The 19,495-nt window shown below is 67.1% G+C and carries 16 protein-coding genes; 5 read left to right on the top strand and 11 right to left on the bottom strand.

Annotated elements, in window-relative coordinates; genetic code table 11:
• Positions 1-11: 11 nt before the first annotated feature.
• Together ACVT6V_RS10235 and ACVT6V_RS10230 are read right to left on the bottom strand one after the other, a co-directional pair.
• Complete coding sequence (locus ACVT6V_RS10235; RefSeq protein ID WP_489899696.1) at positions 12-632, bottom strand: TetR family transcriptional regulator; 621 nt, start codon at positions 630-632, stop codon at positions 12-14.
• An 18-nt stretch (positions 633-650) separates the two neighbouring features.
• Positions 651-2,888, bottom strand: a complete 2,238-nt coding sequence (locus ACVT6V_RS10230) for an MMPL family transporter (RefSeq protein ID WP_489899695.1) — start codon at positions 2,886-2,888, stop codon at positions 651-653.
• Positions 2,889-3,086: 198 nt separating this feature from the next.
• On the opposite strand from ACVT6V_RS10230, the gene ACVT6V_RS10225 reads away from it, so the two are divergent.
• Positions 3,087-3,716 carry an alpha-ketoglutarate-dependent dioxygenase AlkB gene (locus ACVT6V_RS10225; RefSeq protein WP_489899694.1) on the top strand — a complete coding sequence of 210 codons (630 nt, stop codon included), beginning with the start codon at positions 3,087-3,089 and terminating at the stop codon, positions 3,714-3,716.
• 99 nt (positions 3,717-3,815) lie between these two features.
• Positions 3,816-4,376, top strand: a complete 561-nt coding sequence (locus tag ACVT6V_RS10220; protein ID WP_489899693.1) for a hypothetical protein — start codon at positions 3,816-3,818, stop codon at positions 4,374-4,376.
• Positions 4,377-4,397: 21 nt separating this feature from the next.
• Here ACVT6V_RS10220 and ACVT6V_RS10215 read toward each other — a convergent pair whose 3' ends face one another.
• From ACVT6V_RS10215 to ACVT6V_RS10190, 6 genes are all read right to left on the bottom strand, one after another.
• Positions 4,398-5,273 carry an oxidoreductase gene (locus ACVT6V_RS10215; RefSeq protein WP_489899692.1) on the bottom strand — a complete coding sequence of 292 codons (876 nt, stop codon included), beginning with the start codon at positions 5,271-5,273 and terminating at the stop codon, positions 4,398-4,400.
• Positions 5,274-5,378: 105 nt separating this feature from the next.
• Entirely contained in the window at positions 5,379-7,082 is a 1,704-nt protein-coding gene (locus tag ACVT6V_RS10210; protein ID WP_489899691.1) for an adenylate/guanylate cyclase domain-containing protein, read from the bottom strand.
• A gap of 162 nt (positions 7,083-7,244) precedes the next feature.
• Positions 7,245-7,793 (bottom strand): YceI family protein, encoded by a 549-nt coding sequence (locus ACVT6V_RS10205; protein WP_489899690.1) that lies wholly within the window; start codon positions 7,791-7,793, stop codon positions 7,245-7,247.
• Positions 7,794-7,920: 127 nt separating this feature from the next.
• The gene (locus tag ACVT6V_RS10200) at positions 7,921-8,679 is read right to left on the bottom strand and encodes an SDR family oxidoreductase (protein WP_489899689.1); all 759 of its coding nucleotides are present in this window, start codon (positions 8,677-8,679) and stop codon (positions 7,921-7,923) included.
• Positions 8,676-9,476: an enoyl-CoA hydratase/isomerase family protein gene (locus ACVT6V_RS10195; RefSeq protein ID WP_489899688.1), complete on the bottom strand. Its 801-nt coding sequence runs from the start codon at positions 9,474-9,476 to the stop codon at positions 8,676-8,678. The genes ACVT6V_RS10200 and ACVT6V_RS10195 overlap by 4 nt, the downstream gene beginning before the upstream one ends.
• A 103-nt stretch (positions 9,477-9,579) precedes the next feature.
• Entirely contained in the window at positions 9,580-10,182 is a 603-nt protein-coding gene (locus ACVT6V_RS10190; protein ID WP_489899687.1) for an NUDIX hydrolase, read from the bottom strand.
• A 193-nt stretch (positions 10,183-10,375) separates the two neighbouring features.
• Here ACVT6V_RS10190 and ACVT6V_RS10185 point away from each other — a divergent pair, with 193 nt between their 5' ends.
• Entirely contained in the window at positions 10,376-11,305 is a 930-nt protein-coding gene (locus ACVT6V_RS10185) for a cytochrome c oxidase assembly protein (protein WP_489899686.1), read from the top strand.
• 33 nt (positions 11,306-11,338) lie between these two features.
• Here the strand turns inward: ACVT6V_RS10185 and ACVT6V_RS10180 are convergent, their stop codons facing one another.
• From ACVT6V_RS10180 to ACVT6V_RS10170, 3 genes are all read right to left on the bottom strand, one after another.
• Positions 11,339-12,385: a hypothetical protein gene (locus ACVT6V_RS10180; RefSeq protein WP_489900769.1), complete on the bottom strand. Its 1,047-nt coding sequence runs from the start codon at positions 12,383-12,385 to the stop codon at positions 11,339-11,341.
• Between the two features lie 91 nt (positions 12,386-12,476).
• Positions 12,477-13,988 (bottom strand): long-chain-fatty-acid--CoA ligase, encoded by a 1,512-nt coding sequence (locus ACVT6V_RS10175; protein WP_489899685.1) that lies wholly within the window; start codon positions 13,986-13,988, stop codon positions 12,477-12,479.
• A gap of 731 nt (positions 13,989-14,719) precedes the next feature.
• Positions 14,720-15,910, bottom strand: coding sequence for a PucR family transcriptional regulator (locus ACVT6V_RS10170; protein WP_489899684.1), 1,191 nt, complete (start codon positions 15,908-15,910; stop codon positions 14,720-14,722).
• Between the two features lie 176 nt (positions 15,911-16,086).
• Here ACVT6V_RS10170 and ACVT6V_RS10165 point away from each other — a divergent pair, with 176 nt between their 5' ends.
• Positions 16,087-17,808, top strand: a complete 1,722-nt coding sequence (locus tag ACVT6V_RS10165) for an aldehyde dehydrogenase family protein (RefSeq protein WP_489899683.1) — start codon at positions 16,087-16,089, stop codon at positions 17,806-17,808.
• Positions 17,809-17,833: 25 nt separating this feature from the next.
• Entirely contained in the window at positions 17,834-19,432 is a 1,599-nt protein-coding gene (locus ACVT6V_RS10160; protein WP_489899682.1) for a GMC family oxidoreductase, read from the top strand.
• Positions 19,433-19,495 lie beyond the last annotated feature (63 nt).

Here is a 19,495-nt window from a genome sequence, read left to right as displayed (position 1 = left end):
TTCCTTTCGATTCACAGTGGTAGTCCCTGCTCGAGCAGATCGATCGCTTGGAGCAGGGTGGTCAACAGATCGTCGCCCGCGAGGTCAGTCTCGGACTGGGCGAAGTGGAACATCACTCCTCCGGCCGCGGCGATGAACACCCGCAGCCGCAGATCGTCGACGTCTCTGCCGATGTAGTCGGCGAAGAAATCGGTGGCCTCCGAGATCGCTCGATCCGACTCGATCTGATACGCGGTGCGCAGCACCGGTTCCGATCGGATGAGCCGCGCTCGTTGGGGGCTGCTGGCCCACTCGTCCGCGGAGCCGACCGCATACAGTTCGGTCAGCAGCCGCCGGAGCAGGTCGAAGTGCCCGAGCCCGGGCTGGATCGATGCGATCGCCTCTTTGCGAACCTCGTCGAGGTCGTCGGAGATGACCACCTGTTCCTTGGAGGAGAAGTACCGGAAGAAGGTGGTGTGGGAGACCTCGGCCTCGCGCGCGATCTGCTCGACGGTGGTCTGCGCATAGCCCTCATCGGCGAACAGCCTCATCGCCGCGTCGCGGATCGCCTTGCGGGTACGCATCTTGTTCTTCTCCCGCAAACCGATGCGACGCCCCGGGCAGGCGCCCGGAGACGTCGTCGGTGTGGCCACGGTTTCGACCTCCTCGGATCAGGTCGCCGACGCGACCGGTTCTCGCGACCCCGACCCACCCTCGGTGGGCTCCAATCCGCGGTCACGGACTGCGCCCCCCTCGATGTCGAAGTCCAGCACGAGTCGATCCAACCACTTCGGCAGACCCCAGGCGCGGTCACCCAGCAAAGCGATGATCCCGGGCACCACCATCATCCGGATGATGAAGGCGTCGAACGCGACCGCGACCGCCAGGGCGAATCCGATCATCTTCGAGGTCGTGTCCGGCGCGAGCATGAACGCGGCGAACACACTGATCATGATGATCGCGGCAGAGGTCACCACGCGGGCACCATGCCGGTAACCGGCGATGATCGCATCCTTCGCCGACATCCCGTGGATGTATTCCTCCCGCATACGGGTCACGAGGAACACCTGATAATCCATCGCGAGACCGAACACGACGCCGATCAGGAAGATCGGCAGGAACGACAGGATGGGCTGGGTGTTGTCGATCAGCCCGAGTGCGCCCTCCTGGAAGATCGCCACCGTGACACCGAACGTCGCGAGCACCGAGAAGATGAAGCCCAAGGTGCCGATCAGCGGCACCCAGATCGATCGGAACACGCCGATCATGATCAGGAATGCGAGGCCGACGACGACCACCAGATACGGGATCAGTGCCTTGTCGAGCTTGGACGACAGATCCGACATGATCGCCGTCTGCCCACCGACGTGTAGTTCCACACCCGCGGCCTCGGCCGTCGGTGCATAGGAACGGATCTGCTCCATGAGGTCATGCGTCGCCGTATCCGACGGTGCGCTCCGTGGGGTGACCGAGATCAGGGCGGTGTTCGCGCCCACCTGCGGCTGCTGCGCTCCATTGCCGACCCAGGTCAGCGAATTGGCGTTGGCGACGTCGTCGAGACCGGCGATGTGATCGACGGCCTGCTGCGCAGCCGCCGAGACGTCCCCGTTCTCGGTGTGCAGCACCACGAGCAGCGGTCCGTTGATGCCCTCGCCGAAGCCGCGCTGCAGCAGGGTCTGCGCCTGTGCCTCGTCATCGGTGGCCAGCGACATGCCCAGCTCGAGCTTCGACATCGGGATGGCGGCCAACACCAGCACCGCGAGTCCGGCCACGATGAACGGCACCGGCCGCTTGACCACGGTGCGCCCGAACTTCACACCGACGGTGTCGGCGGTGTCGGATTCCTCGGCGTGCTTGATCCACGGGATGCGCGGGCTGAAGGCGAACCGCCCGACCGCCCCGAGCAGGGCGGGGATGAGGGTCAATGCCGCGAGCACGGCGACCGCGACGGCAACCGCCGCACCCATGCCCATCTGGGTGATCAGAGGGATGCCGATGACCATCAGGGCCACGACGGCGATGATCACCGTGAGCCCGGCGAAGACGACTGCCGAACCGGCCGTACCGACCGCCCGGCCGGCCGCGTCTGCCCGACTGCCCCCACGTTTGGTCTCACTGCGATACCGCGACACGATGAACAGCGCGTAGTCGATCGACACCGCGATCCCCAGCATCGTGACGATGCCGGTGGCGGTCTCGTTGATGCTCAGGAACTCGGCGGAGAGTGTCAGCAGCATGATCGTGATCATCACGCCGAGAAGTCCGGTCACGAGCGGGATGAAGGCGGCCACCAGCGCGCCGAACGCGACGATCATCACCACGAATGCGACCGCGAAGCCGATCAACTCGGCCTTGCCGCCGGCCTCCTGGACCTGCATGAGTGAGCCTGTCGCCTCCACCTGGAGTCCGCCGTCGCGATGGTCGGCGAGCAGGTCCTGCAACTGCTGTTTCTGATCGACGGTCAGATCCATGATGTCGATGTTCTGCCGGATCTGGATGAGGCCGACCTTGCCCTCGTCGCCGATCACCGACGCGGCCAGCTCGGGTTTGGCGGCGGCCACCGTGAGCGGATTGACCACCGTGGCGGGATCGGTGAGCTCGGGCAGCCTGTGCAGGTCGGCGACCAGCGCATCGATCTGCGGTTTGTGTGCCGCGAGACCGTCATCGGCAGCGACCAGAACACTGGTCGAGGCCTGCTTCTGCTGCTCCATGACCTGGGGGAAGTAGTCCTGGATCTGTGAGGTCGCCGTACCCGAGTCCGTGCCGGGGAGGCTGAAGTCCTTCGCGAACTTGGGGTTGAGCGCCCCGACGAGACCGGCGATGGCGACGGCAGCCAGCAGCCACGTCGCGATCACCCACCACTTGTGCCGGAAGGAGAACCTTCCGACCCGGAACAAGAACGACGCCATGGCCTCCCCTTCGGGTTCGGTGTCGAGTCAGACGACGCAACAACAGAAAGTGTTAGTGACTACCACTTGTTACTGGATAACAACTATTCCGACGGAGTGCCACTTCCGACCGGCCGGTTGTGGCGAAGAACTCCGGGGGCCGCGACGGCGACGAAGAACATCGAACATGTGTTCGCGAGAATGGGTATCCTGGTCGTCATGAGTACGGGCATCCAGGGGTCGCTGTTCGACCAGCCGGCCGACTCGGCGATCGAGCTGCGCGACCTCGACGCCACCATCCGACGGCCGCTGACCGACGGGGCGTGGGTCGACGTCCGCCCGGGGTGGATCGCCGGCTCCGACCAGCTGTTCGACCGGCTGCACACGGGCGCGGCATGGCGGGCGGAGCGGCGCCGGATGTACGACCGCGTCGTCGACGTCCCTCGGCTCGTGGCGACCTACCACACGGCGGACGAGTTTCCCGATCCACTGCTCGTCGCTGCGCGGGACAGCCTCAGCCGCCGCTACCGCACCGAGCTGCCGGAAGGATTCGCGACCGCCGGCCTGTGCCTGTATCGCGACGGCTCCGACAGCGTCGCCTGGCACGGTGATCGGATCGGCCGCGGGTCGAATGAGGACACGATGGTCGCGATCGTCTCGCTGGGGTCACCGCGCCCGTTGATGCTGCGGCCGCGTGGCGGTGGCGCGGCGCTGCGATTCGTCGTCGGGCCCGGCGACCTCCTCGTGATGGGCGGCAGCTGCCAACGAACCTGGGAGCACGCGGTGCCGAAGGTCGCCGGAGTCGGCCCGCGGATCAGCATCCAGTTCCGCCCGCCCGGAGTGTGGTGACGGCGGCCCCCCACCGGGACGGCACCCGACCGAGGCAAACTCACCCGGCATGGTTGAATCGGGGGCGTTGCCCACGTCCCCGGCGCCGAAGTGAGAGTCATGTTCCGTAAGTCCGTTGCCGCCGCCCTGATGGCCACCGCAGCAGTCGCCGCCGTCGGCGCCGGTGTCGCCTCACCCGCCGCCGCAGGACCGCTCGACAGCCTCTTCGGAAGTAGCGGGAGTGCCGATTCCGGCAGCTCCGGTTCGGGGAGTTCAGACCTGCTCAACGCCGGCAGTTCAGCACTGGGCTCGTCGGACAACAAGCCGAAGCACTACGGCAAACTGGGCCGCGACGATGCGCCCAACGGCGTCAAGTCGATCAACGTCTGGGTGTACGCGCCCAAGGCGACCGCGATCAGCCCTGGGGTCTATCCCAAGAACTCGCAGCTCGGCGTGCGTTACAACTCGACCATCGACGCCGGACCCGTCGTCGACGGAAACGAATGCAAGATGGACATCCGGCTGTCCGGGCCGAAGATCCCGAAGAAGGCCCAGCTGACCAAGACCGAGGACTGCACCTCGGTGAAGTCGTTCATGCTGCGGACCCCGGGCTCCTACTCGATCAGCGTCACCGACACGATCTCGGGAGCGTCGAACTCCATCACGTTCGACGTCCAGTAGCCGAACCGGCCCGGTAGCCGATCAGAACGTGTAGGTGGTGTCGGTCAACTTCTCCGACACCGTCCACAACCCTTCACGAACCGCTTTGTCGTCGGCCCGCTTGTGGTAGCTCGAGATCCCCGGCGATCCATGGGCACCGAACATCTCCGTCGGGCCGTAGAAGGCCCCGTTCGCCGCATCGGGTGAGGTGGCCGCGTACAGCGTCGGGAGAGCGCCGTCGGCGGCCGACTGCGCGAACACCTTGTTCGCGAACTTCATGAAGACGTCTTCGAAAGACTCCGAGCGTCCCTGCAGTTCGGTCGCGGCGTAGCCCGGATGGACGATCATCGAGGAAACCGTCGAGCCCGCGGCCGCGAGCCGCTCGGCCAGTTCCTTACCGAACATCAGATTGGCCATCTTGGCATCGCCGTACGCGCGCCAGCGGCGGTACTTCCGCTTCTCCCAGTTCAGGTCGCCGAGGTCGATCCGGCCGATCTGATGCATCGACGACGACACCGTGACGATCCGCTCGGCGATCTTCGGCAGCAGCAGCGCGGTGAGCGCGAAATGGCCGAGATGATTTGTGCCGATCTGCATCTCGAATCCCTGCGCGGTGCGCCGCAACGGGATCGCCATGACACCGGCGTTGTTGATCAGCACGTCGGCGCGGTCGAAATTGCCCGCAAACGCCCGGACCGATTCGAGGTCGGCCAGATCCAATTGCGCGACAGTCGCATTCGGACCGATCTCGGTCGCGACCGGCTGCGCCTTGGCCACGTTGCGGCACGCGAGGACAACCGACGCGCCCGCCTTCCCCAACGCCTTCGCGGTCTCTGCCCCCAGACCGCTGTTGGCCCCGGTGATCACGATTCGCCGTCCGGTCTGATCCGGGATGTCCGACGTCGTCCAGTTGCTCATCTGCGCTCTCCCCTGCTCGTTTCACCCGCGGCCGACAGACGTGTCTTCGAGTGATCGCTCCCGACAGCGACGCTATGGCCTGCCACTACTGGAGTCAACGACACGTCACGATTGGCCTGTCATACGCCTCGCCGGACGCAGCAGACCGGCGACCATAGCGCCCATCGAGATCCCTGGCACGCGTCGAGCGACCATCGAGCGCGGCGCAAAGACCTCGGTCGGCGTGTGGCGACCCCGAAGCAGTCGCGTCCCCACCGGCACCCATTCGGCCGCCTCGGTTTCCACGGTCGCCGCGAGCGCCGCGCCACTGGCCATCACCACCGTGCCCGACTGCTTGGCCAGATCGGACAGCCGTGCGCTCTCGTTCACCGCGTCGCCGATCACCGTGTACTCGTAGCGCGTTTCCGCACCGATGTTGCCGGCGAAGACGGTGCCGAACGAGATGCCCATCCCCCAACCGATGTCGAGTTCCGCCGACAGACGCGACGACAACTCCCGTGCGGCTGCGAGCACCGATGTGGCGGGATTGTCGAGTTCCACGGGCGCGCCGAAGATCGCGAGCGCGGAATCCCCTTCGAACTTGTTGACGAAGCCACGGTGGTCGTCGACCACCTCGGCGACGATGGTGAAGAAGTCGTTGAGCAGGTCCGCTGTGGCCTGCGGGTCCTGTCGGGCGGCGATTCCGGTGGAGTCGATGATGTCGACGAAGAGGACCCCGACCGTCGCGTTGACGCCCCGCATGCCGGTGCCGTGTTCGAGTGCCTGTGCGGCAACGGTGTCGCCGACGTGGCGAGCGAACAGTTCGCGCATCCGCTCGCGCTCCTGCAGTCCGGCCACCATCGTGTTGAACCCGTGTTGGAGTACTCCCAACTCCGACGAGTCGTACACCGGCACCCGGGCGGCGTAGTCCGACTGGTCCACCCGGTCCACCGCATCGTGCAGATCGCCGAGAGGATCGGCGATGGACCGGCCGACGAGGGTGATCACCCGGATGCCCGCAACCAGCGCGACGATGCCGAGGATGACGATCGTCCAATCGACCCGGCCGGTCACCGGCGGGATCATGTCCAGCCATCGCCCGACGTTGAGCATGAGCAGACCGATCATCGGGACAGCCGAGCTCACCAGCCAGACCGCGATCATCCTGGTCCGGACACCGTGGACGACGTGTCGCGCCGGGAAATCGCGGAAGGCGACGACCGCCAGCGGGCGGGCGGCCCGCTCGGCGAACAGGTAGGTGATGCACGAACTCGACATCGCCGCGAGCAGAAAGGCCACGGCGACACCGGCCGTTCGCGTCGACCGCGGATCGTCGGCGACCAAGGCGTAGGAACCCACCGCGGTCGCCCAGGCGGTGATGGTCGCGATGACCTGATTACGGGGAATGTGCTGGATGGCGGCGCGGCGTTCGTGGTCGGCGGGCACGCCGCTGACGAACCACTCCAGTTGCGGCTTGATGAGCAGGACACCGAACACGACGTTGGTGATGGTGCCGACGATGATGCCGGTCAGCACGGCCGGGAAATTGGGGGCGCCGACGGTTTCGTCGAAGGTGAGTTGGCTGCCGCTGTAGGCGAGTTGTACCAGTAGAAACGTCTCGATGCCGATGGCGCAGTTCGTCCCGACCAGGGCGATCGCGGCGGCCGCCGTCGCCCGCCGCGACATCTTCGACCGTTGGGTCCGGGGCAGCTCGCCGAGTTCGCGGACGTCCGTCGACCGGTGCGGGCCCCAGACGAATCGGGGCAGGGCTTCACCGTGGATGTGCGGCCACGCCCGGTGAAATGCGGCGCCACCGAGCGGTCGCGACATGCCGGCCACCTCCTACCCCGATAGGTACCTCACGTTACCCATCGCGCATGGGTGAGAGGTACCGATGGCGGGCGGCCACGACAAAAGCCGACTCCACGGTCGAGGGGATTGACCGTGGAGTCGGCTCTGATGACCGGCCGCAGGCGACCGGAGCCGGTGGGGTCAGGCAGGCTGACCGGCTTCGATCTCGAGGGTGATGGTGACCTTGTCGCCGACGACGACGCCGCCGCCCTCGAGGGGCATCTCGATGTCGATGCCGAAGTCCTTGCGGTTCAGCACGGTCTTGGCCTCGAAACCGGCGACCGGGCCGTGGCCCATGCCCGGGTTCACACCGTTGAATTCCAGCTCGAGCTCGACCGACTTGGTGACACCCTTCAGGGTGAAGTCACCGGTCAGCACGTAGTCGTCGCCCTTGGGTGCCACGCCGGTGGACACGAAGGTGGCCGTCGGGAACTTCTCGGCGTCGAAGAAGTCGGCGGACTTGATGTGCCCGTCGCGCTGCGCGTTGCCGGTGGTGATCGAGGTGACATCGATCTCGGCCTGCACCGAGGGGGTTCCGTCCTCGGCGACGGTGATGGTGCCGGAGAAGGTCTCGAAGTTGCCACGCACCTTGCTGACCATGAGGTGCTTCACGGAGAAGGCAACCGCGGAGTGGGCCGGGTCGATGGTCCAGGTGCCGGTGGCGATGGGGGCGGATACGGCTGTGGTCATGGTGATTCCTCCAGGTGAACGTGTCTGTTCGTAGGTACTGGTCCGTGGGCCCTCGCGACCCAACACCACTTTAAACGGACCATGGTCCGATTCCATTCCCGGGAGGGAAACTTTTTTTCCGGCGCGCTCAGCGGGTGGTCGAGATGCCTCCGTCGACGGGGATCACGGCGCCGGTGAGATAGCTGCCCGCTCGGCTGGACAGGAACACGACGGCGCCGACCACGTCGTCGGCCCGCCCGATCCGTCCGAGCGGAGAAGTCGCCTCGATCTCCTCGCGAAGGTCGGCGAGGATGGGAGCCATCATCCGGGACTCGAACGGCCCCGGCGCGATGGCGTTCACGGTGACATGTCTCGGCCCGAGGTCGCGTGCGAGATGCCTCGTGACCTGATGGACGGCCGCCTTGCTCGCCGAGTACGAGTACGAGTCCGTCCGCGGGACCCGGATCCCGTCGATACTGCCGATCATGATCACGCGGGACGGATCGTCGTCGGTGGCCCCTCGGGTCAGCGACGGCAGCAGCGCCTGGGTCAGTGCGAAAGGCGCCTTCACGTTGAGGTCGAGCGTCCGGTCCCAGGCCGAATCGGGGAATTCCTCCAGCGGCGCACCCCAGGTGGCCCCGGCGTTGTTGACCAGGATGTCGAGCCGATCGACCTCGCCGGCGACCTGCGCCGCCAGTTCCCGGCAGGCGTCCGGCGTCGAGAGGTTCGCCTGGAACGCGGTGAGGCCGGCCGCACGGGCCTCCGCCAGCGCTGCCTCCTTGCGGCCGGCGATCAGCACCCGCGCCCCGCGTTCATGCAGTCCGTGCGCGATCATGGCGCCGATTCCGCTGGTGCCGCCCGTGACGAGCGCGGTCTTGCCTTTCACATCGAACAGGTCGGTCGTCATCGTCGTCGATACTCCGGTCGTCGTTTCTCCAGGAACGCGGCGGTTGCCTCGCTCCGATCGTCGGTCATGGCGGTGATCATCTGCTGACGGTTCTCGAACTCCACCGTCGCGGCGAAGGAGTTCGACTCGACCGCGGCCCACATACCGACCTTGGTCAGCTCCACCGAGAGCGGAGGATTCGCGAGGATCGACTCTGCCGTGGCGATTGCGGTGTCCAGCAGCTCCGGCGGTTCGACGACGTCGACGAGAAGCCCGTAGCGCTGCGCCTCCGCTGCGGTGAACCGGCGTCCGGTCAGCATCAACTCGTGCGCGCGGCCGGTCCCGACCAGTCGCGGCAGCAGCCACGACACGCCGATGTCGCAGGCGGAGAAGCCCGCCCGGATGAAACCGACCGCGTACACGCTTCTGGTGGACCCGATCCGGATGTCGCTGGCGCACACCAGCGCCAGACCACCGCCCGCGGCAGCGCCGTTGACCGCGGCGATCACCGGCTGGCGCAGCCCGTGAATCCGTTGGGCCAGGCCGGCGATGTCCTGCTGCCGCGAGAACGCCGACACCATCACGCCACGCCCCTCGACGGATTCGTCGTCACCATAGCCACGAAGATCCAGACCGGCGCAGAAGGCCCGTCCGGCGCCGGTCAGGATCACCACACGGCACTCGTCGTCGGCGTCGATCGCGTCCAGCACCTCGGTGAGGTCGCGCACCAGATCGACGGTGAGCGTGTTCATCGCGTCTCGCCGATCCAGGGTCACGATCGCGATCTCGCCGCGCCGCTCGACGGTGACGGTGCCCATCACTGCCTTTCCTTCGCGAAGCGTCCGATGCTCAGAGTCATGACCTTGTTGCTACCACCGCTGTGATGTCGCGTCCGAGTGGGGTGGGTCCCGCCTGGTGTCGCTAGCGCCAGGCGAACACCGGTTGCTCGAAACCGTCCACGCGGGTGTGCCGATCGCGCAGGACGACCTCGGCGAATTGGTAGATGACCGCGGCTGTGGGCGCATGGACGAGCGCTCCGACGATCGGGAGCTGGATCACCGGACGGTCGGATTCCGGGATCGTGAGGAACCGCGGTTCCACCATCAGCTCATCGAAGGTCACAAAGAACAGTTGCGCGACCTCATCGGGGTTGGGATCGGGGACATGGGTCTCGTCGGCCCAGCAGACGACGGGTGTCATCACGAAACCGGACCGGGTCGCGTAGTCGTCGAGCGTGCCGATGACACTGTCGGCGGGCAGGTCGATGCCGATCTCCTCGTGGAGTTCGCGAAGCGCGGCGGTCTGCTGGTCCTCCCCCGGATCGAGCCGACCACCGGGCAGCGCGTACTGCGCCGCGTGTCGACGCATCGTCGCCGGGCGCTTGGTCAGCCAGATCCCCTGACGTCCGTCCCGTTCGGCGATCGTGATCGCGACTGCCGCCAACCGGGCGTCGGGGACGTCGGCGGCCCGCCGTCGGAAACCGGAGATGCGGGCGCTCACGGTGGCGCGGTCGAGAGTGTTCACACTCTCAGTTGATCATGCGAATCCGGCCCCGCGATGTGCCCGGTACCGCAGCAACCTCGGCCGAACGTCGCCGCTCGGCTCGGTTTGGGATGCGATCCTGCTCAATTCGCTTTTGTCCGTATAGATTTCACGCATAAGCGACATCCCTGGCGGGCCTGCGCATCCTCGGACGTGGCGGCGCATACTGGTCGCCGTGACCGCAGCCCAGGCCCCGCTGACACTCGGCACCGCGTTCACCGCGTGGCGTGTCGACGCGCCGACGGTGACGATCATCCTCGTCGTGGCGGTGGCGTACGGACTCGCCTGGCGACGCTCGTCGGTGCCCGCTCGGCGAGCAGTCCTCTTCGGCGCCCTCGGGTGCGGAGTCTGGTTGGTGAGCGCGTGCAGCTTCATCGGTGTCTACAGCGACACCTTGTTCTGGGTGCGGGCTCTGCAGTTCGTGCTGGTCTTGATGGTCACACCGTTTGGTCTCGCACTCGGCATGCCGCTGACAGTCGCCCGCGACGCGCTCGGGCCGCGGGGCCGGGCCCGGGTCGATGCCGCGCTGCGGTCACGTGCCGCGCGGGTCGGCCTGTCACCGGCGACCACGTCGGCCGCTCTCCTCATGACGCCGTGGCTCATCTACCTGACCGGTTGGTACCCGGCGCTGTTGGACAACGGTGTCGTCGATGTCGGGACACGGATTCTCCTGGTCGTCGTCGGCGTCGTCTACTTCTACGCGCGTCTGCAACTCGACCCGGTGCCGCGGCGACAACCCCAGGGTCTGTCCCTGTTGATCACGCTCGGCGAATCGATCGGCGACGGCGTGCTCGGCGTGATCCTGTGGCAGGGTTCGCTGATCGCCGCGAGCCACTACGCCGCACTGGATCGCACCTGGGGTCCGTCGCTGCGCACCGACCAGACGATCGGCGCGGGAGTGTTCTGGATCCTCGGCGACGCCGTCGGGCTGCCGTTCCTGATGACCTTGTTCGCACGGTTCCGGTCCGATGAACATGAGCATGAGGCGCAGATCGACGCGGAGCTCGATGTGCCCTCGGTCGACCGGCCGGTCGTCGACGATCATGAGCCTGCACCCACCCTGTGGTGGCACGACGATCCGAACCTGCGGGACCGGTTCCGCTGACCGCGGCGGCCGCTCACGCGCGAACGAGAATCCTCAGACTCTGAGTCGCTCACGCGCCGGGCCGCGCGCGGCCACCTGCTCACCGAGGTGGTAGGTCATCACGGCGAGCGCGAAGAGTCCGACGGCGAGGTTGAACAATGCGCCGAAGCCTTCGAGCGCGAAGTCGACGAGCGCGTTGGTCAGGGTGAACACCAGCGCCGCCAACCGGAGCGAGCGCATCGGCCAGAGGCTCGCGGTGCGTCGCCGCGCGATCATCGCCGGCAGCGACAGCGCGAGCGTCACGATGCCGCTGATGAACAGAATCCAGCTGGCCGGGGTGCTGCGGCTGATCTCGAAGTACACGTCGACGTCATCGCCCAGGTCGCGATTGTTGAAGTACCAGGCGAGCCCGCCGACGATGAGGGTCAACGCCGAGCTCGCCACCAGCAGCCAGCCGACCACCGTGACCCAGCGGGGGCTGCGGAAGAAGCCCGGGATCAACGCGGTCGCGTGATCGCGCAGCCGCATGAGGCGGTCCGGACTGTCCCGGCCGGCATCGAGCAGTCCCCGGATGTGGGCGATCAGCTCGGGGTCGGCATCCTGTTCGGCGGCCGACTGAAGAAACTCGAGCGCTTGTCGTCGGCGACGCGCCGGCAGGCCGTGCGAGATCCCATCGGCGGCGATGGTGGCCGCATTCGCCATCGCCTCGGCCACTGTCGGCCGCTTGACGTCCCGGACGATCCGGCTGATCACCAGGACAAGCACCACGAGGACGTACATGATCTCGGCCGATGGACCGTAGAAGTAGTCGTTGTCCTTGGTGACGAACTTCCCCACCTCGTCGAGGAACAACCCGAACCCGATGCCGCCCATGATGATCGCCGTGATCCGGGTGGCCGCACCGAGGAACAGCCAGCCGATGATCAGGGCGAGCATCATGAGCGCACCGCCCCACAGCGCATGCGCGATATGCAGGGTGCCGCCACCGACCTGGGGGTAGCCGGTCACCTCCAGATACAGGCGCGTGACGAGAATGGTGCCGATGGCGAAGATCAGGAACCACTCGACGGCCGAGGTCCCGTAGATACTCCGGATCACCACCGCGCTGGCCGGTGGGCGTCGCGATTCGGTCATTCTCGCAGTATGGTCAGACTTCCTCGCCGCCCCACCGGATTCGGTCGATCCGGCCGTATCACCGGATGTTCTGCACCTCCGGCACGGTGATCTCGCGGCGCAGGATCTTGCCGGTGGCGCCCTTGGGCAGCTCGGCGAGGATCCAGATGTGACGCGGGTACTTGTAGGCGGCGACGCGCTCCTTGACGAACTCCACGAGCTCGGCGGGGTCGGCGAAGGCGCCGGGCTTCAGTGCGACCGCGGCGCCGATCTCCTCCCCGAGGGACTCGTGGGCGATACCGACGACGGCGGCCTCGGCGACCGCGGGATGCTCGTAGAGCACCTCCTCGATCTCGCGTGGGTAGACGTTGTATCCGCCACGGATGATCAGGTCCTTCTTGCGGTCGACGATGAAGAAGTAGCCGTCGGAGTCCACCTTCCCGATGTCTCCGGAGGAGAACCACCCCTGCTCGTCGATCGCTGCCGCGGTGGCGTCCGGAAGGTTCCAGTAGCCCTTCATGATGTTGTGTCCGGCGATCTGGATCTCGCCGGGCTCACCGGTGGCGACCTCCTTGCCGGCGGCGTCGACGACGCGCATGCGCACGCCCTCGATCGGGGTACCGATCGAACCGGGCTTGCGCTCACGGTCGGGGTGGTTGAACGAGGCGACCGGTGAGGTCTCCGACAGGCCGTAACCCTCGAGGATCATGCATCCGAAGGTCTTCTCGAAGTCGCTCAGCACCCGCACCGGCAGCGAGGCACCACCGGACGCGCAGGTGCGCAGGGTCGCGGTCGCCGACGTCGGGAACTCCTGCGCCACACCCAACATTGCCGCATACATCGTCGGGACACCCAGGAACACGGTGACCTTGTCGCGCTCGATCACCTCGACCGCTGTGCGCGGATCGAAACGCGGGATCAGCGTGAGTGTCGCACCGACCAGCACCGAGGTGTTCATCCCGCAGGTGAGTCCGAACACGTGGAACAGCGGCAGGCATCCCATGACGACGTCGCCGAACTCGATGCCCAGCAGGGTCCGCGCGGTCACCTCACCGTTGCGGGCGAGGCCGCCGTGGGTGAGTTCGGCGCCCTTGGGCTTGCCGGTGGTGCCGGACGTGTGCAAGATGACCGCCGTGTCGTCGTCGGTCCGCTCGACGGGGCCGGGCTGCGCCGGCAGGTCGGCGATCAGCTCCGCCAGTCCGGCGTCGTCGACCAGCCACAACCGGCTCCCCGCTGTCTCGGCTGCCGGGCGCGCCTCGTCGGCGAACAGGGGTGTGGCGAACAAGGCGGAGGCCCCGGTGTTGGTCAGGTAGAACTCGATCTCGCGGGCCTTCAGCAATGGATTCATCGGTACCGCGATCGCGCCACGACGCAAGATCCCGTAGAACGCCAATGCGAACGCCGGTGTGTTGCCCAGCATGATCCCGACCCGATCGCCAGGGCCGATCCCTTCCCGCTCGAGCAGCGTCGCCACGCGGGCTGCGGCGGCGTCGAACTCGGTGTAGGTCAACGCGAACTCGCCGCACTTCAGCGCGACGGTGTCACCGTGATCGCGTGCCGTGGCAACGAGATTCATGGAAAGGTTGGTCATCTGCTCAGTCTCCCGGGCCTCGATTTCGTGGATGATTCAAGTGTTGCGTCAATCACGTTCGGTGTCGATGGTCGCGGTGACAACACAGTCCGGCAGACACTTGTGCCTGTGCACAGCGAGGGTGCGGAACGGACGCAGGCTCGCTCCCCCGGTCCGGTGCCGAGGCTCGCACACCGGTAGAGAAAGCCCAGCCACCCGATCCTCGAGAGAACCCGAAACGCCGCGCGCACCACCCGACCCGAGGAGGCCCGAAACGCCGCGCCCAACCCCCGACCCCGAGAAGGCCCGAAACGCCGCGCCCAACCCCCGACCCCGAGAAGGCCCGAAACGCCGCGCCCAACCCCCGACCCCGAGAAGGCCCGAAACGCTGCGCCCACCACCCGATCCCTGACGAGCCTCCGAGCCTGCGAGGATGCGTCACGAAGGGCCGCCCTTCGTGACGCTCGCACGCTCGCTCCTCAGGGACCGGGTGGACAAGCTCGCTCCTCAGGGACCGAAACGGCCACGCTCGCAAGCCCGCCCAACCCCCGCTCCCTGAGGAGGCCCGAAGCGCTAGCGAAGGGCCGTCACGAAGGGCCGCCCTTCGTGACGCTCGCACGCTCGCTCCTCAGGGACCGGGAGGACACGCTCGCACGCTCGCTCCTCAGGGACCGGGAGGACACGCTCGCACGCTCGCTCCTCAGGGACCGGGAGGGCACGCTCGCTCCTCGGGGACCGAATGGGACGCTTGGTCAGGTCCTTGAATGACCGAGCAATCGGATCGCCCGCAGCGCCACGTAGAGTTCGGCGGCATCGATCGGTTTGTCGACGGAGCGGCCGGTCAGATCACCGATCTTGCGAAGCCGGTAGAGCACCGTGTTGCGGTGATAATGCAGCCGATCCGCGGTGGCGGCGGTCGACCCGTCGCATTCGAACCAGGCTTCCAGCGTTGCCAACATCTCGTCGCGTTCGCCGTCGGGCAACTCCAGCAAGGCTCCCAGGGTGCGGCTCGCAACCTCGCGGGCGGCAACCGGGACACGGACGAGTAGCAGTGCGAGCGAAAGGTTTTCGTATCGGATCAGGGTGGCGACGTCGGCGGGCGCACACCGTCGCGCAAGACGTGCCTCGTCGACGGCACCGGCGATGTCGGCGGGGACCGCGAACGCCCGGCTGACCCCGACGCGGCGCTCGAACACCGAGCCCACCTCGCCGACCGCGATGTCGACGTCGGCGTCGGACCGGCCGCAGATCAGTCCGAGGTAACCGTCGGGCTGGGTGTCCCAGACCGAGGTGATGCCCTTGTTCTGCAGCCGGGTGGCGGTGTCGCCGGCGACGGCCGGACGAGGCTCCGCGCCCTCCGCGCAGACCACCGCGAAGCATGCGCGTTCGGGCAGACCCAGAGCGCGCATCGCATCGATGATCGCGGTGGGGTTGTCGGAGTGGTCGTCGAACACCGTCCGCACGAGCAGTGCTCGCGCCTCGGCGTCGGCGTGGGTGCGCAGGATCTCGGCCTCGCGATAGCCCTCGACCGCGGCATCGGAGTAGGTGTCGATCGCCTCCCAGAGATGCGCGGGAATGTCGAGCAATTCCTCCGGCGACACCTGCTGCGCCCGGCGCAGCATCTGTTCCCAGATCAGTTGCCCACCAAGCCGGTAAGCACGAAGGACGGCTGCGAGAGGGATTGCCTGCTCGGCTTTGAGACGTCCGGTCGCGCGGGCGACGTCGACGCGCACCCGCCCCTGCCCGGCGAGGACCGTGAGGATCGAACTGAGGTTCTCGGTGCAGGCGCTGCGGAGTTGCTCGAGGGTGAGAAGTTGCGCATCGAGGTACGTCTGCTCGGCGGCCTCGAGCCGCTCCACCAGGGTGTCGGTCAGCTCCGACAGGTCGTCGAGCACGTCGGCGGCGAGCGCAGCTGCGCGCGAGCTGCCCGTTGATATGGCCACAGCCCACATCGTAACGATGAAGGGTGAGCCACGCCATATCCGGCTTGTGCCGTGGCACAAAGTCACAGCGTCGGCGCTTTTGCGGCCGCCCATGGTGAGGACGCGGCTGCTCGCCGAGAATTCAGGTACCGGCGAAACCGCCACCCCCATCCTCACGGCAGGAGTTGAAGCACGCGATGAGCGTCGACACACAGCACAACACCGAGAACAAAGCCCTGGTCGAGAGCGCTCTCGCCAATCTGTCCGCAGGTGAGAAGGTCTGGGCCGAGTTGTCGGTTACCGAACGAGCGGACCTTCTCGACCGGGTGCGGGCACTGACCGGAGTTCATGCGGCCGACTGGGTCGCCGCCGCATCCTCGATCAAGCGGCTCGGGCCACATTCGGCGCTCGCCGGCGAGGAGTGGATTTCGGGTCCGTACGCGTTCGCGACGGGGCTCGGTGCGGCCGCACAATCACTCCGTGACCTCGCCGCCGGTCGCAGTCCCGTCGCCGAGGCCACGTTCGGCACCGCATCCGGTCGCACCACCGTGCAGGTGCTGCCGACCTCGGTCTACGACTCGTTGTTGCTCAGCGGCTTCCGCGTGGACGTCTGGCTGCGGCCGGGGATCGACACCGCACAGGCCAAGGCGACCGCAGGCCTCGCCCAGCTCGATCCCACCACCACAGGCGGTATCGGTGTGGTGCTCGGCGCGGGCAACATCACCTCGATCGCACCGCTGGATGTGATCTACGAGCTGCTCGCACACAATCGGGTCGTCGCCCTCAAGCTCAATCCGCTCACCGACCCCCTGCTCCCCGTCCTCGAGCGGGTACTCGAACCCTTGATCTCGCTCGGCGCGATCCGCATCCTCACCGGCGGTGCCGACGTCGGCGAATATCTGGTGCACCACAACGCGGTCGCGCATGTGCACATGACCGGCAGCGCCGCCACCCACGACCTGATCGTGTGGGGAACCGGGGAGGAAGCACAGCGCCGTAGAGAGTCCGGAGATCCCCGACTGACCAAGCCGATCACGAGTGAACTCGGCGGCGTGTCACCCACCATCGTGGTGCCCGGGAGGTGGAGTGCCGCAGATCTGAAGTTCCAGGCCGAACACATCGCGACGCAGCGTCTGCACAACGGTGGGTACAACTGTGTCGCCGCCCAGGCCGTGATCATCTCTGCCGACTGGGACCAGAAGCAGGAGTTCCTCACCGCGCTGCGCAAGGCCTTCCACAACGCGCCCGCACGGGTCGCCTACTACCCGGGCAGCGACGGCCGCGTCGCAGCCGCGCACACCGCCTACCCCGACGCGGAGCGCTGCGGGACCGCCGGCGAGCGGCTGCTGGTCACCGGCCTGTCGCCCGACGCCGACGAGGACCTCCTGTCCACCGAATACTTCGGCCCCGTCCTCGGCGTCCTCGAACTGCCCGGTTCCGGAACCGACTTCCTCACCACTGCCACCGATGTGGTGAACAACCAGTTCATCGGCACGCTCGGGATCAACGTGATCGCGCACCCACGGTCCATCGCCGATCTCGGCACCGACTTCGAGGCGATGATCGCCGACCTCCGCTACGGAACCATCGCCGTGAACGCGTGGACCGCGGTCGGCTTCCTCACCGCCGCCGCGACCTGGGGTGCCTTCGGAGGACACACACTCGATGACATCCAGTCGGGAACCGGATTGGTGCACAACGCGTTTCTGCTCGCGGACACCGAACGCACCGTGGTTCGCGGACCCTTCCGGCCCGCGCCGCGCTCGATCCTGCACGGCGAATGGTCGCTGTCTCCCAAGCCCCCGTGGTTCGTGACCAACCGGACGTCGGCCGCCACCGGCCGCCTGCTCGCGGAATTCGCCGCGGAGCCGAGCCCCCGACAACTGCCCGCCATCTTCGCCTCCGCGCTGCGCGGCTGACCACATCCGAGAACGAAAGGCCATCATGCCCAGCACCACACCACGCACCGTCGACTTCGTCGTGGTCGGGACCGGTTCCGCCGGTGCCGTCGTCGCGAATCGACTCAGCGCCGACCCCCGCAACGAGGTCCTTGTCCTCGAAGCGGGAACCAAGGACTCCGACAAGTTCATCCATATCCCGGCGGCCTTCTCGAAGCTCTTCGGCGGCGCGTCCGACTGGGACTACTCCACCGAGCCGCAGCCGGAACTCGGCGGGCGTCGAGTCTTCTACCCGCGTGGCAAGACCCTCGGCGGGTCGTCGTCGATGAACGCCATGATGTGGGTGCGCGGATTCGCCGCCGACTACGACGAATGGGCCGAGCACGCCGGCGACGACTGGTCGTTCGACTCCCTCGTCGAGTACTTCCGGCGAATCGAGAATGTTGCCGACGCCACCGAGAACGACGAAGGCACGACCGGGCCGCTGCAGGTGTCGCATCAGCGTTCGCCGCGCTCATTGACGCGCGCCTTCCTCGATGCGGCCGCCGAGTGCGGCCATGCCGTCGAGCGGGCGAATCTGCCAGAGCCCAAGGGCTTCTCACAGACGATGGTCACCCAGCACAAGGGCTCGCGGTTGAGCACCGCCGACGCGTACCTGCGCCCCGCCCTCAACCGCAAGAACCTGCACCTCATCACGGAGGCGACCGCCACCAAGGTGCTGTTCGAGGGCACCCGCGCGGTCGGTGTCGAATACTCTCGCGCGGGACGATCGCTGACCGTCCACGCGCGGCGCGAGGTGGTGCTGTGCGGTGGGGCGGTCAACACCCCGCAGCTGCTGATGCTCTCGGGTGTGGGACACGGCGAGGAACTCGCCACCCACGGAATCCGCACCGTCGCAAACAATTCCGGCGTCGGGCGAAACCTGCTCGATCACCTGCTCGCCCCGATCGGCTGGGATGTCGAATCCGGTTCTCTCGCCGACGCGGAGAGTCCCCTCGAGCTCGCGAAGTACCTGCTGCGACGTCGCGGGATGCTCACATCGAACGTCGGCGAGGCCTATGGCTTCATCCGCAGCCGCGATGATCTGCGACTGCCGGACCTCGAGCTGATCTTCGCCCCGGTGGCCTTCTACAACGAAGGCCTCGGCGAGCCATATCCACACCACGCCGTCGCCATGGGGCCGATCCTGGTCAAACCGGAGAGCACCGGAACGATCACGCTGCGCTCGGCGGACCCGACCGCGAAGCCGCTCATCGACCCGCGCTACCTCAGCGATTCCGACGGCGTCGACCGGGCTGCCATGATGGCGGGTCTGCGGGCCACCGTCGAGATCGCGCAGGCGCCGTCGCTGCGCGGGCGTCTCGGTGTGGTGTCACAACCACGCACAAACTCCCGCGTGCCCGATGAGGACACGCTCGCCGAGGTGCTGAACCGTCACTCGCACACGCTGTATCACCCGGCGGGCACGTGCCGGATGGGCAACGATCCCGACAGCGTCGTCACCCCGACACTCGCAGTGCGTGGCGTCGCGGGCCTGCGCGTCGCCGACGCCTCGGTCATGCCCACGATCATTCGAGGGCATACGCATGCCCCGTCGGTGCTCATCGGCGAGAAGGCCGCGGACCTGATCCTCGCCGATCGCTGAATCGACGAGCATCGCTTCTCGCCGGCCGGTCCCTGGGGAACCGTCCTGATCGGAAGAGTTGCC

This window comes from Gordonia sp. LMA167, assembly GCF_058130025.1.
This window is presented reverse-complemented; position numbering and strand designations above follow the sequence as displayed.

Bases quoted from the DNA above. Each gene is read 5' to 3' on its own strand.
- ACVT6V_RS10230 (WP_489899695.1), bottom strand. From the start codon at position 2,888: ATGGCGTCGTTCTTGTTCCGGGTCGGAAGGTTCTCCTTCCGGCACAAG.
- ACVT6V_RS10225 (WP_489899694.1), top strand. From the start codon at position 3,087: ATGAGTACGGGCATCCAGGGGTCGCTGTTCGACCAGCCGGCCGACTCG.
- ACVT6V_RS10220 (WP_489899693.1), top strand. From the start codon at position 3,816: ATGTTCCGTAAGTCCGTTGCCGCCGCCCTGATGGCCACCGCAGCAGTC.
- ACVT6V_RS10215 (WP_489899692.1), bottom strand. From the start codon at position 5,273: ATGAGCAACTGGACGACGTCGGACATCCCGGATCAGACCGGACGGCGA.
- ACVT6V_RS10210 (WP_489899691.1), bottom strand. From the start codon at position 7,082: ATGTCGCGACCGCTCGGTGGCGCCGCATTTCACCGGGCGTGGCCGCAC.
- ACVT6V_RS10205 (WP_489899690.1), bottom strand. From the start codon at position 7,793: ATGACCACAGCCGTATCCGCCCCCATCGCCACCGGCACCTGGACCATC.
- ACVT6V_RS10200 (WP_489899689.1), bottom strand. From the start codon at position 8,679: ATGACGACCGACCTGTTCGATGTGAAAGGCAAGACCGCGCTCGTCACG.
- ACVT6V_RS10195 (WP_489899688.1), bottom strand. From the start codon at position 9,476: ATGGGCACCGTCACCGTCGAGCGGCGCGGCGAGATCGCGATCGTGACC.
- ACVT6V_RS10175 (WP_489899685.1), bottom strand. From the start codon at position 13,988: ATGACCAACCTTTCCATGAATCTCGTTGCCACGGCACGCGATCACGGT.
- ACVT6V_RS10165 (WP_489899683.1), top strand. From the start codon at position 16,087: ATGAGCGTCGACACACAGCACAACACCGAGAACAAAGCCCTGGTCGAG.
- ACVT6V_RS10160 (WP_489899682.1), top strand. From the start codon at position 17,834: ATGCCCAGCACCACACCACGCACCGTCGACTTCGTCGTGGTCGGGACC.